The organism is Exiguobacterium sp. s131 (genome assembly GCF_018617345.1).
Classification (GTDB): Bacteria; Bacillota; Bacilli; order Exiguobacteriales; family Exiguobacteriaceae; genus Exiguobacterium; species Exiguobacterium profundum.
The window spans coordinates 2,003,652-2,016,178 of sequence record NZ_JACSJX010000001.1 but is presented as its reverse complement, the minus strand read 5'-3'; the positions used below and the strand labels follow the sequence as shown (position 1 = coordinate 2,016,178).

The following is a 12,527-nucleotide window of genomic DNA, read 5'->3' as shown; positions in this document are numbered from 1 at the left end:
GAATCGAGGTTTTTTGTATACCTTAACGGATGACTGCTTCAGTTTCTCCGTCGAAGAAGTGTGCTTTTGTCATATCGAGTGCGAGTTCGACGTCGTCACCCATGTGGATGTTCGAGCGACCGTCAACGCGTGCTGTGAACTGTTGTCCACCGAGTTCAGCGTAGAGGTAAGACTCAGACCCCATGAGCTCAGCGACATCGATGTGCGCTTTGAACGTGTGTGTCGTTGGTGAGTCGATGTAGATTGGTTCATCGTGGATTGATTCCGGACGAATTCCGAGGACGAGCTCTTTTCCGACATAGCCACGATCACGAAGCGTCTTCATTTTCCCTTCTGGTACGTTGACTTCTTCACCGTTCGTGATGAATTTGCCTTCTGCGAGTGTACCGCGGAAGAAGTTCATCGATGGTGAACCGATGAAGCCGGCGACGAAGATGTTGTCTGGATGATCATATACTTCTTTCGGCGAACCGACTTGTTGAATGATTCCGTCTTTCAAGATGACGATCCGTGTAGCGAGTGTCATCGCTTCCGTTTGGTCATGGGTAACGTAAATCGTCGTTGTGTCCAAGCGGTTGTGGAGTTGAATGATCTCTTTACGCATTTGTACACGGAGTTTCGCATCCAAGTTTGAGAGTGGCTCATCCATCAAGAAGACTTTTGCGTCACGGACGATTGCACGACCGATGGCAACACGCTGACGTTGTCCACCTGAGAGCGCTTTTGGTTTACGCTCGAGGTATTCTTCCAAACCGAGAATGCGGGCAGCGTCTTTTACGCGACGATCGATCTCGTCTTTCGGGAACTTACGGAGCTTCAACCCGAACGCCATGTTGTCGTAGACGCTCATATGCGGATAAAGTGCGTAGTTTTGGAAGACCATGGCGATATCACGATCTTTAGGAGCGACATCGTTCATTCGTTTCCCATCAATGATAAAGTCACCGTTTGAAATCTCTTCAAGTCCTGCGATCATACGAAGTGTCGTCGATTTTCCGCAACCAGACGGTCCGACGAAGACGATGAACTCACGGTCTTTGATATGCAAGTTGAAATCGCTGACGGCTTTTACGCCACCATCGTAAATTTTATCAATGTGTTCTAAACGAATTTCTGCCATGTCGTTAGCCTCCTAAAGAATCTATGTGTATATAATAGCGCTTACAAGAACGATTATATGATGAAACCGCTTGCATTGAATATGGACAAGTTGCACAAAAACCGTCAATCGGATTTGTGCAACATGATCATGAGTTGAAGAAGGCTAGCGTCATAGAACGTTCGAGCATCGTAACCCGTCGTCTCAAATAGGCGATCGAGCCGATAATTTAGCGTGTTTCGATGCATGAACAGTGCTTTGGCGGTATGCGAGACATTCAACGAGTGACGAAACAACGCCTCTAATAATTCGATTGTCGATAAATCGAGCATTTGCATTAACGGGGCAGTGATATGCATCCGCTCTTTTGAGTCCTGTTGTAGTAAATAATGGTATAATAATTGACTAGCAGGGTAAGTTTTAGTAGACATAGGTGCGTATGGCATGAGCAATTGATGTTGACGATACACATGGGCAAGCGAACCTTGTGGACGTTCGCTATAGACAGCATGTGCCTCGATGAAACAGTCACTCGCAATGGCCCGCAATACGTCCTCAAACTCCTGAAGATCGACGAATGGGCTTTGCTCAATTAGCTCGATATGTCTTGTCGACATCAAGATGACCTTGGCATGCGGCATAAAGTCACGGACGATATTGACGAAGGATTCGAACGATTCTTCTTCTGCTTCTTGGAGAGAAAGAGAGATGAGCCGAAACGGTTGCTCAAAACGAAACGTCTCATCTTGAAGTGTTGCTTGCCATTTTCGTTGATGGGGGTCTGATTGAAGGATTGGCGTCGCCCACATCGCCAACAGCTTTTGTTCGCGTTCGCTCAATTCGAATGCGGGGAGTCCGAATAGGGTACCATCTTGCGTCTCGAACCAATCAAGGTCACCAGATGCATCTTCCGACCGATGGACAGCAGTCGGAAAAATCGATTTAATACGATCAAACGTATTCAATACTATCACCTCAACAACAATGTATCATATTTCAGATCGGAGGCTTGCAGTTTGGACGGGTTATTAAAGATTTTACTCATGATATTGATCGGGGCGACCATCGGGGGCGTGACCAACTTTCTCGCCATCAAGATGTTATTCCGACCACACGAACCGAAATACATCGGTTCATTCCGGATTCCTTTTACACCAGGACTTATTCCGAAACGTCGAGATGAACTGGCATCTAGTTTAGGGAAGACGGTCGTCAAACATTTATTGACACCAGAGGGTATGCGGAAGCGATTGCTAGATGACCAAGTGACGACGCATATTACGCACTTTGCGCAACAAGAGGTCCAGACGATGTTACGCTCGGATAAGACGGTTCGCGAGCTATTGGAACCCCTCTATCCGAACGCAGAGGCACGATTCCTCACGCTAGCAGATGAAAAACTACGTGACGAGCTATCGAACGTCATGGCTGAAGTGAAAGAACGAAAGCTGTTTGAGTTACTTGGAGAAGAAGGGATGGACCGTGTACGAGTGGTCATTCCTGAAGTCGTAGAGGCGCTTCTCGTCAAATCAGAGGAATATTTCTATTCTCCTGAAGGTGAGGCGCAACTTCGTCACATGGTTGACTCGTTCGTCCAGCGTCGTCTCGGATTTATCGCAGGGTTCATTCAAAACATGAACTTTGTCGAGATGGTTCGACCAGAAATCGTCAACATCTTACGTGGTCAATCGACCCGTGACGGAATGACGACGATGATCACGCGTGAATTTGAGCGATTCAGTGAGAAGACGGTCGATACACTGATCGATGACCGACTCGAAGCACGACTCATCGATGGCATCACAGACCAAGTTGTATCTCGTTTGCCAATCGGACAATTATTGGATCGTCCGGTCTCGTCGTATACACAGTCCGTCGAATCCCGCATTGTCGACGAACTCGTTCCACAAGGTGTCGCGCTTGTCATTGAGCGCTTCACGAACCAAATGGAGACAATCATGGACCGATTGAAGATTGATAAGATTGTGCAAGAGCAGGTCCAATCACTCGACACGTCGTACCTCGAAGAGATCGTCTTATCGATCTCGAAACGAGAGTTCCGGGCAATAACATGGCTTGGTGCGCTGTTAGGTGGTATGATTGGGTTGATTCAAGGGTTGATTGCCATCTTGTGATGGCTTAACCCTAATAGCATTTAGGAGGACGTTACATGTCACAAACAAACTTGTACGACCAAGCTTACCAATTGGAGAAAGCACTTCGCGATTCTGAAGAGTTCACAACACTCTCTTCTTTATACGATCGTGTCAATGCGGATGCGGAAGCGAACCAGTTGTTCGCTGACTTCCGTAACATCCAAATGACGCTTCAACAAAAGCAGATGCAAGGAGAGGAAATCTCTGAGCAGGAAATGATGGATGCGCAAACGAAAATGATGAACGTTCAACAGAACGAATTGATCATGGAGCTCATGCAAGAAGAGCAACGCATGCACCAACTCGTTACAGAAGTGACGAAGATCATCATGAAACCACTCGAGGAGCTTTATGCCCCGATGGTGAACGAAAACGAAGTTCAATAACAAATGATGAGCGGATGGCTATTGAGCCATCCGTTTTTTTGTTGATGAGATTGTCACACGCATTAAGTAAGCGCTTACATAAAGTGGGTTATAATGAAGTTGTGACAATAGTGAAAGGGTGAATCAGCATGATCACGGTGATAATCCTTTTTGGGATGATTTTCTTTTTCATAGCAGGATGGTTACGGGCGGACTTAGTGGCATTGATTGGACTCGTTTGCCTCGTGCTCACACAACAATTGACCCCAGGTGAGGCGATGGCTGGTTTCTCCAATCCGGTCGTCTTGATGATTGCTGGACTGTTCGTGGTCGGAGCGGGATTGTTTCATTCTGGTCTGGCGGAACGGTTGGCTTCTTTGCTTATTCCATACGCGGGAGGGAATGCGACGCGTTTATTCTATCTGTTTATGTTGACGGTGACGCTCTTGTCGAGTGTCATGTCCAATACGGGGACCGTCGCTTTGCTCATTCCTGTTGTGATGGTAATGGCACGAAAAATCCAACAATCTACGGATTCTTATCTCATGCCACTCGCCTTTTTTTCAAGCATCGGTGGAACGATGACACTGATTGGGACACCTCCCAATCTCGTTGCGGCAGAAGCACTCCGCGGCCTCGTGGATGAACCGCTCGGATTCTTTTCATTGTTTCCAATTGGTCTGGTCGTGATGGTGATTGGATTGATCTATTTCCGTCTAATCGGGAATCGCTTACTCCATCAAGAAGGGGCGAAACAGTGGTTGAAGACGGAGATAAGTGAGCCATTGCGTCCAAACGTCTATGTGATGTCGATTGCAAAGAGTCATCCGTTAATTGGGAAACAGTTACGTGACCTTTCATGGTCTCATGAAGGGGTTATAGTCTTGAAGGAACGAGTTCATGGACGGCACCATCATGAGACGGCTCATGCGGACACCGTACTACGTGCGGGGGAATTACTTGTCAGCGGCGAGGAACGGCACGTTCGGAACTTTTCCGAAAAAGAACAGATTCCATTTGAACCGATTGAGGCCACCCGTGTAGATGATCAAACCGGAGGGGTTCTCCTGTTCACGGTCCCAGGGGTGAGTCGATTAATCGGGAAGCGTATCGGTGAGAGTCAGTTACGTAATCAGTTTCATGTCAATGTCTTAAAAGTCATACGACCACAAGAAGAGATTGCACACGTGCGATTGAAAGACACCCCACTGAAACAAGGAGACATGTTGATGGTACAAGGGACATGGGATGATTTAGAGCGGATGGAGCAAGCGACACATGACCTGTTATCGAATGAACGGGTGACCGAGGTGGCCAATCGAGTCGTATCCGGGCGTCATCAGCTCGCAGCAGGCATCATCATGCTCACGTTGTTGCTCCTGTTCATGTTGGAATGGGTCGACCCGACCGTTGCCGTATGGATGGCTGCGCTAGCGATGGTGTTGAGTGGGGCTGTCCGACAGATGGACGTCGCCTATCAATCCATTCAATGGTCCTCGCTCGTCTTGATTGCGGCCATGATCCCGGTAGGAACGGCGCTTGAAAAGGCGGGAATCATGGCATGGGTCGTTGCATGGATTGAAAGGACGTTTGCCGACTTTGGTCCTATATGGGTACTCGTCGTCTTATTCGTCTCCAGCATGATTCTTAGTCAAATCATCTCGAATACAGCGACCGCTATTTTGTTCGTCCCCCTTGCGATTGCACTCGCCGAATCGATGTCTGTCAGTCCGGTTCCATTCGTCGTTGCGGTCGCCATCTCGGCGTCACTCGCTTTTATGACCCCGTTCGGATCTCCGACAAATGCGATGGTCTTTAGTATCGGCAACTATCGATTTATGGATTTTGTCAAAGTCGGTGTGCCGTTGCAACTCATCACGGGCATTATAGGAATTCTGATGATTCTCATCCTTTTCCCATTTTGAATAGGAGGTTTGGGGACGAGTATCGAAAATAGAGGAATCAGCAGATGAAAGGGGGGACGATGATGAAAAAATGGATGATTGTATTCTTCTGCCTGTTTCTTGTTGCGTGTGGGAAAGAGATGGAAACTGAATCAGAACCGGAGATGACGGAGAACGGGCAGGTGGCCGAAGCGTATCTCGAGGAACAACAGTACTCGATCGTTTCTTTTGAAGGAGAGCATACGAGTACCTTGACCTTAGAGGAACTGGCAGAGGATCGTGAACGGAACGTTTGGGGACTACAATCGGTATCACCGGATGAATACGTGGGTAAGACCATCTACTACGAAAACTTTACGGTGAAAGATCACCCGATTGGTGAGCAATCTCCCGAAGGACAGACTGCTGTCTCGGTAATGATTGTGGATGGAAAGGTCATCGGCGGGACATCATTCCCCGTGACAGACGGATCAGGTTCAGGGAACGGGTATAGTTTGAGCGGAGAATCGCTTGAAGATATTCACCCCGATCTTCAAGAATGGCAGGATGCGTGGAATAAAAAATATGGTGAATGAAAAAGTAGACCAAGACAATCATTGTCCTGGTCTACTTTTGTTAAGATGCCGTCCCTTTCAGTTTCCCCGGTAATTTGCAACGCTCGAAGTAGATGAGTTGCCCCCGTCGTACGATACGCGCCCCTTTATGCTCATGTCCAGCAGCACGAAGCATGTCGAGCCCTTTTTGTTTGGCCGACTGATCGTCGCTCGCTTCGAACATTTCATTCAATACGAGCGTGCCATCATTTTCAAATCCTGTCACCGTGTATGTTTCCATTCACACGACCCCCTTTTCTTCATTTTAATGAATGGTCATTCATTCTTCAAGAGAAGGTTTTGTCAGTTCGTCGAATGTCAGCTGTCGTGTCGATTCAGTTCGGGGAATCAAATCGGATACGGTCAGTCCGATCAAGCGGACGGGCTCGATGACGTTCATCTCGTCGAAAAGACGTCTGGCAAGTCGTCTAATCTCATCATGGTCATGCGTCGGGTGGTTTAATTTGATTTGATGACTCCGAGCCTGAAACTCGCTCGTCTTTATTTTGATGGTGACCGTTTGACAGCTCAAGTCGCGGCGATCGAGCTGACGCAATACGTCCTCCATCTCTGGGATGACCCGTTCGAACACTTCTTCCGGGTCATCGATATCAAATGCAAACGTCGTTTCTGACCCAATCGACTTACGCTCTCGCGTGGCCACGACAGGACGCGTATCACGTCCGTGTGCCAGTTCATATAGTTGGTGCCCACGATCATGTCCAAAGATGGCTTTCAGTTGCTCAGGACGAGTTTGTTGAAGGTCACCGATCGTATGATAACCACTTTTATAAAGCGTTTGGGCGGTCACTTTTCCGACTCCATGCATGGCTTCGATGGAGAGGGGAGCCAGAAAGGTTGCCACTTCATCGAGCGGAACGACCGTGAGTCCATTTGGTTTCTCAAATCCTGAAGCGATTTTCGCGACAAACTTTGACGGTGCGACTCCGGCAGATGCAGTGAGGCCGGTGCGACGCTTAATCTCGCCTAATATATACCGGGCGATAAAGGGTCCGGATGTACTCAATAACGAATTCTCCGTCACATCGAGGTAAGCCTCATCGAGCGAGAGTGGTTCGACGAGCGGTGTGACCGACTTAAAAATCTCCATCACTTGTGCGCTGACTTGTCGATAGGCCTGAAACCGTGGTTTGACAAACGTCGCATGGGGACACAAGGCAAAAGCGCGACGTGATGACATCGCGCTGTGTACGCCGTATTTCCTCGCCTCATAGGAACATGTCGCGACGACCCCACGGCTGTGGGGTGGGCCTCCTACGATGACGGGCTTTCCTCGTAAGTTAGGACGGTCACGCTGTTCGACAGAGGCATAAAATGCGTCCATGTCCACATGAATGATGAGTCGTTCCATAACATCACCTTTCTTGTGTGAATCACTTTTCTTTCATTATACCGAACTTTTGTTCGTTTTTTGAGATTTTTGTTTTGATCGATGTTTCGTTGAAGTCGTCTGATTCGGAAACTGTAGCAATGACCCGATCCAATTCTTCCGTTTCAGCCACACTTGGATGATGAGCGTGAAGAGAAGAATCATGAGCCAGGCGAATCCATATCCAAGCGGCCATTCCAGTTCAGGCATGTTTTTAAAGTTCATTCCCCAAACCGCACCGAATGCAACGACGGGAGTCGTCAGCGCGGTGAAGACGGTTAGTGCCTTCATGATTTCGTTCCCTCGGAAGTTTGACAGGGTGGAGGCGAGGTCTGTCATCGCAATCACGTCTTCTTGATAATGATTGATGAGTGTCAGCAATCGACTGACTCGATAATCGGCAAGCTGATACGACTTCAACTGCTGCAAATCGATCGTTAAAAAAGCCTCTCGTCCCGCCATGACAAGCTCCTTATATGGGGTGACCGTATCGGACCACCGTTCGATCTCACTGCGAAGACCAAAAATCTCATTCATGAACGTAGCGGGAACTTGTCCCGTCATTTCACGCTGAGCGGCCATCAATCGTTCTTCAAATTCATCGATGCCATGAAAGTAGTTGTTCATCCGTTCGGCAAGCAACTCATAAAACGCCTCGATCGGAGAATCACATTGTTTGGCAAGAACGGACTCATGGTGCAAATCATCAAAGCCGATTGTCCACAAAAAATCAGGTCCAATGAAGTAGTGTCCAATTTTTTGTGGCTCCCGTTCTAACTGTTCATAGTCGAGCGTGAGTGAACCATACATATATCCATTTTCGACGACAATCTTCGTCACATTCGAAGTCGTCAATTGTTCAAGCCAATACGTATATGCTTGAGCATATAGCTGATCAACATGCACATAATCTTCCGGTCGTGTATACCAATCCCATTCCATCATCCATTCCTCCAATTCACTATATTGATAGTATTCCCAAATTTTCAGGAATGTTGGCATCTGTCGCAAACTTTCGTTAAGATGAAAGTACTGAACAAGAGAGAGGTGCTTTCATTGACGACAAAAATCGGTCAGCTCAAAGTGGGCGACACGCTAGACCAATATGTCATGATCAAACAATCGTATAAGGGACTTGCCGGGAACGGAAAACCTTATTTAACATTAATCCTTTGCGACGAGAGTGGTGAAATCGAAACGAAATTATGGGATAGTGCCGATACTGAGAAGTATGCGACGAAAAAAATCGTCCATGCGGCCGGTGAAGTGATGGACTATCGCGGGCGCACCCAGTTGAAACTAAAACAAATTTCGATCATCGAGCAGGAAGTGGATATCGCACCGTACGTCCGCTCAGCTCCCATTCCGAAGTCAGAGCTCGAGACGACGATTCGTGGATTCATTACGTCACTTCAACACGATGAGATTCGCCGTCTTGTCGAGGAAGTCGTCAATCGTCACGAAGAGGCATACTTTACGTACCCGGCTGCCGTTCGACATCATCATGCGGTCTATTCAGGACTAGCATTTCATGTGATGTCGATGTTGAAGCTCGCGGATACGATGTGTGAACTGTATCCATCCTTGAATCGTGATCTTTTGATTGCAGGTGTCATTTTGCATGATTTAGCGAAAGTCATCGAATTGTCTGATGCGATTACGCCAGAATACACACTTGAAGGAAAATTACTCGGTCATTTGTCACTCATGGCATCGGAGCTTGAAGTCGTGTCACGGGAACTTGGAACGGACCGCGAAGTGACGACCTTGTTGCAACATCTCGTCTTAAGCCATCACGGGAAGCCGGAATGGGGATCTGCGAATACGCCACAGTTGCCTGAAGCGGAGATGTTATTCTTTATTGATAACATTGATGCGCGCATGAATATGTTTGAGAAAGCGTATGAAGGGGTCGAGCCGGGGACATTCACGGAGCGTGTCATGGCACTCGATAACCGTGCCTTCTATCGCCCGAATCTATAATAGATGATCAACGAAAAAGGGGTACTCCATTGCTGGAGTGCCCCTTTGTGATTACTGTTCAGTTGATTCGGCTGCAGGTTCTTCTGAAGACTCGTCTGCGTTTTTAATCGCTTCTTTAACAGCGTCAAATTGTTGTTCTGCTTTTGCATCTTTTACGTCAACGTTGTATTTTTCAATCAACTCAGCGTAAATTTTGTTCGCATCGACAGAAGCTGATTTTTCAGCTGCCAATTCTTCACGAATGCGATCTTTCTCGTCTTCGAGTTTCAAGTCTTTCTCTTTACGGTCTGTCACTTTGATGACATGGAAACCGAACTGAGATTGAACCGGTTCAGAGATTTTACCAACGACATCTTCTTTGAATGCGTACTCTTCGAATTCAGGTACCATCTTACCAGCAGAGAAGAAACCGAGTTCTCCACCTTGTTCTCCTGAACCAGTATCCGTTGATTTTTCTTTCGCAAGTTCAGCGAAGTCTGCACCGTCATTCAACTCTTTGATGATGTCTTGTGCTTCTTCTTCAGTTTCAACGAGGATGTGGCTAGCTTCCACTTCCACGTTCTCTTTTGCGAATTGTGCTTCGATTTCTTCATCGGTCACATCGACAAGTTTCGATTTCGCAGCGTCAACGAGCATTTGTCCGCGAAGCGCTTCTTTAAACTCTTCCGTACCGCTCATACCGGCTTGTTGAATCGCTTGTTCGAACTCTTCTTCTGAGTTGAACTGTTCTTCTGTCTTGCTGAACTCTTCATCTACTTTTTCTTGGTCGACTTGGTCACCGTATTCTTTTTCAAGAAGTGCATTCATCGTCTCTTGGAATGCGAGTTGTGGCACCATGCGGTCGTAGCTCATATCCGCGATTTCACCGCGTGTGATTTCGCCGCCTTTGTATGTGACGACTGCTGAATTATCTGACTCTCCGCCGCCTGCGTTCGTTGCCGCATACGTACCGCCAGCACCGATGATGAGTGCGATTGCAGATGCACCCACGAGTGCGCCAGTTGAGAATTTTTTATCTTGCTTTTTTGGTTCGTTCGTCATTCCGTTTGACATGTATTCCACCCCTAATAATTCTTTAAAGTTTCTAAGTCCGACTATATCACATTTTCCTAATCATGACAGCTGTTCTCTTGTCTGTACAGTATCATAGCATACAATCCTGTCGTATAATGATGAAATAGAATGTGAAATGATGGGGTGAGGGAAGTGTCACTAGAGGAGAAGGTCGAGCATTTAGCCTATCAGATGAAGATCTTACTCGAGATTGTCGATTGGACAGACCGTCCGTTCGAATATGAAGTGATTCGAGCGAATTTGACGAAACAAGAAGTCGAGTCATTTTATCAATTGCTTGAGGAGATTCGGGCGCAGCAAAACGAGCAATTGCGCTACGGATATACGTCCATAGAACCATTGCTCGTCCATTTTGCAGGTATGTTAGATGTGAGACTTGACGTCAAAACGATTCTCGAGGCATGCGTCCGACAAGGAATCGAGTTAGACGTCACAGAACCACTTTATCGGCAGGTCAGGCTTCTTGACTGAGTTCATCTTCATCAGGGCGTCTGCCTGCCTCTTCTGTGATCATTTTTGACGTTTCCGCAAAGATATCCATAAAGTTATCCCCGTACAAGCGACGTACGATAGCCGTCATATCTGTTAAGTCAGGGAACTTTCCATATAGTTCTTGAAGCGGAAGGGAAGCGCGGAATACGCCGTTCCCTTCTGGATCGAATGCGTGAATCGTTTCGAGTAATAACGATTCGCCTTCAGGTGTCAATTGAACGTACGTGTTTCGTTTGTCCGTCTCTTTTTTAGAAAACGTAAGTAATCCACGATCTTCTAACTTCTTCGAGAAGTTGAAAGCAGTCGAGACGTGCATGACGCCATATTTCGCAATTTCTGAAATCGATGCACCGCCTAAAGCGTGGGCAATCCATAAGATGTGATGTTCATTGATATTTAAGTCGAACGGTTTGATCCAGTTTTGCCAGTCTTTTTCGACGGTTTTCCACAAAGCCTTACTCAATTGAATGATTTTGTGGCTATAGAGCATGGCCTCAGGGCCAGTGAATTCTTTTTCGTGTTCCATCTCGATCCATCCTTTCCGGATATAAAGTCAAATGTAATCGACGGACGATGACCTCAAACACTCACTGTGTTTGATTGACGGTTTTGTCAGTCATAGCAGACTGTACGTTCGAGAGTTCCTGAAGGTTCCCTTGGATGCGCTCGACTGAAGGCTGAATGTCTTGTTGATAGCGTTCGACTTCGGCTTTCACTTGGTCAGTCAATTCTTTTCCTTGCAGTTTTCCTGCGGCGGCAACCTGCGATGCATGTTTCGCCACATTCCCAAATTGTTCTTTTAGCGTAGTGATTGTGGATGCTCGATGTTGTTGAGCAGCGGCATCATTTGCAGTTCCTCGCGCCAATTTCTTCACTGTGGCGACTCCTAAAAATGCTAAAACAAAGCCGAAAGCAATCCAATCTCGACGTTGACGACTCGACAATTCATTCCCCTCCTCAAGCTCGGATAATCAGAATTACATTCTTTTCATATTATTTTACCAAAAAAGAGTGCTTAAAAACCTATATCGCAAATAAAATTTTTCAGAACATTCATTTTTGACCGAAAAATCATTTTATTTTAAAATACAGGTAAAGGAAGGTGATCCTCAGTGGAGAAAGCGAAGCGTTGGGTAGATGACATGCTTGACCTGTATCTCGCTGCGAAACGACTGGGAGATGACACTTGGGCCGAATCCATTATGAATACACTAGAGGCGGGATACGAGGCGTCGAAGCAAACGGAACAGGCACGTGAAGAATCGATGCGAGAAAAGCGGATGCTTGAAATAGATGCCCGTCTAACGAAATTACGAAAAGAATTTGAGCAAGCGACATCTGTCAAGACGCGTCAACAGCTATACGAAGTGGCAATTAAGCTTCAGGTCGAGCGTGCGCAACTAGAAGAGGAACGAAAACGCCACCGTGATTCAATCAATCAATCATAAATGAGACCCGTCGTCGACGGGTC

General features: G+C 46.9%; 15 protein-coding genes. 7 read left to right on the top strand and 8 right to left on the bottom strand.

Translation table 11 applies throughout. The features are described 5' to 3' along the window. Positions 1-22: 22 nt before the first annotated feature. The gene (locus KNO69_RS10395) at positions 23-1,120 is read right to left on the bottom strand and encodes an ABC transporter ATP-binding protein (RefSeq protein ID WP_015880921.1); all 1,098 of its coding nucleotides are present in this window, start codon (positions 1,118-1,120) and stop codon (positions 23-25) included. 104 nt (positions 1,121-1,224) lie between these two features. Beyond that, the gene (locus KNO69_RS10390) at positions 1,225-2,073 is read right to left on the bottom strand and encodes a PucR family transcriptional regulator (RefSeq protein ID WP_353047486.1); all 849 of its coding nucleotides are present in this window, start codon (positions 2,071-2,073) and stop codon (positions 1,225-1,227) included. A 69-nt stretch (positions 2,074-2,142) separates the two neighbouring features. On the opposite strand from KNO69_RS10390, the gene KNO69_RS10385 reads away from it, so the two are divergent. The 4 genes from KNO69_RS10385 (at position 2,143) to KNO69_RS10370 (ending at position 6,099) form a co-directional block, all read left to right on the top strand. After that, positions 2,143-3,234, top strand: coding sequence for a DUF445 domain-containing protein (locus KNO69_RS10385; protein WP_214689406.1), 1,092 nt, complete (start codon positions 2,143-2,145; stop codon positions 3,232-3,234). A gap of 35 nt (positions 3,235-3,269) precedes the next feature. Then, positions 3,270-3,641 (top strand): YlbF family regulator, encoded by a 372-nt coding sequence (locus tag KNO69_RS10380; protein WP_015880924.1) that lies wholly within the window; start codon positions 3,270-3,272, stop codon positions 3,639-3,641. A 128-nt stretch (positions 3,642-3,769) separates the two neighbouring features. Next, positions 3,770-5,545, top strand: coding sequence for an SLC13 family permease (locus tag KNO69_RS10375; protein ID WP_214817716.1), 1,776 nt, complete (start codon positions 3,770-3,772; stop codon positions 5,543-5,545). Positions 5,546-5,607: 62 nt separating this feature from the next. Next, entirely contained in the window at positions 5,608-6,099 is a 492-nt protein-coding gene (locus tag KNO69_RS10370; RefSeq protein ID WP_214817713.1) for a hypothetical protein, read from the top strand. Positions 6,100-6,139: 40 nt separating this feature from the next. On the opposite strand, the gene KNO69_RS10365 is transcribed toward KNO69_RS10370, so the two are convergent. From KNO69_RS10365 to KNO69_RS10355, 3 genes are read right to left on the bottom strand one after another with little or no spacing between them, the layout of a single operon-like run. Further along, positions 6,140-6,358 carry a YhzD family protein gene (locus KNO69_RS10365; RefSeq protein ID WP_015880927.1) on the bottom strand — a complete coding sequence of 73 codons (219 nt, stop codon included), beginning with the start codon at positions 6,356-6,358 and terminating at the stop codon, positions 6,140-6,142. Between the two features lie 39 nt (positions 6,359-6,397). Beyond that, a complete protein-coding gene (gene dinB / locus KNO69_RS10360; protein WP_214689366.1) occupies positions 6,398-7,489 on the bottom strand; it encodes a DNA polymerase IV in 1,092 nt (363 codons plus the stop codon). 36 nt (positions 7,490-7,525) lie between these two features. Continuing rightward, the gene (locus KNO69_RS10355; protein ID WP_214817710.1) at positions 7,526-8,449 is read right to left on the bottom strand and encodes a magnesium transporter CorA family protein; all 924 of its coding nucleotides are present in this window, start codon (positions 8,447-8,449) and stop codon (positions 7,526-7,528) included. A gap of 81 nt (positions 8,450-8,530) precedes the next feature. Between KNO69_RS10355 and KNO69_RS10350 the strand changes: the two genes are divergently transcribed. Further along, positions 8,531-9,490: an HD domain-containing protein gene (locus tag KNO69_RS10350; protein WP_051829364.1), complete on the top strand. Its 960-nt coding sequence runs from the start codon at positions 8,531-8,533 to the stop codon at positions 9,488-9,490. 51 nt (positions 9,491-9,541) lie between these two features. On the opposite strand, the gene KNO69_RS10345 is transcribed toward KNO69_RS10350, so the two are convergent. Further along, positions 9,542-10,543 carry a peptidylprolyl isomerase gene (locus KNO69_RS10345; protein WP_074037676.1) on the bottom strand — a complete coding sequence of 334 codons (1,002 nt, stop codon included), beginning with the start codon at positions 10,541-10,543 and terminating at the stop codon, positions 9,542-9,544. 153 nt (positions 10,544-10,696) lie between these two features. Between KNO69_RS10345 and KNO69_RS10340 the strand changes: the two genes are divergently transcribed. Then, positions 10,697-11,035: a DUF1878 family protein gene (locus KNO69_RS10340; RefSeq protein ID WP_235189241.1), complete on the top strand. Its 339-nt coding sequence runs from the start codon at positions 10,697-10,699 to the stop codon at positions 11,033-11,035. On the opposite strand, the gene KNO69_RS10335 is transcribed toward KNO69_RS10340, so the two are convergent. Both KNO69_RS10335 and KNO69_RS10330 read right to left on the bottom strand, forming a co-directional pair. Beyond that, positions 11,019-11,582, bottom strand: a complete 564-nt coding sequence (locus tag KNO69_RS10335) for an HTH-type transcriptional regulator Hpr (RefSeq protein WP_015880933.1) — start codon at positions 11,580-11,582, stop codon at positions 11,019-11,021. The two genes, KNO69_RS10340 and KNO69_RS10335, sit on opposite strands and share 17 nt — an antisense overlap. A gap of 61 nt (positions 11,583-11,643) precedes the next feature. After that, positions 11,644-12,000 carry a hypothetical protein gene (locus tag KNO69_RS10330; RefSeq protein WP_015880934.1) on the bottom strand — a complete coding sequence of 119 codons (357 nt, stop codon included), beginning with the start codon at positions 11,998-12,000 and terminating at the stop codon, positions 11,644-11,646. Between the two features lie 168 nt (positions 12,001-12,168). Between KNO69_RS10330 and KNO69_RS10325 the strand changes: the two genes are divergently transcribed. Continuing rightward, positions 12,169-12,504: a hypothetical protein gene (locus KNO69_RS10325; RefSeq protein ID WP_074037675.1), complete on the top strand. Its 336-nt coding sequence runs from the start codon at positions 12,169-12,171 to the stop codon at positions 12,502-12,504. The last annotated feature ends 23 nt before the right edge of the window (positions 12,505-12,527 follow it).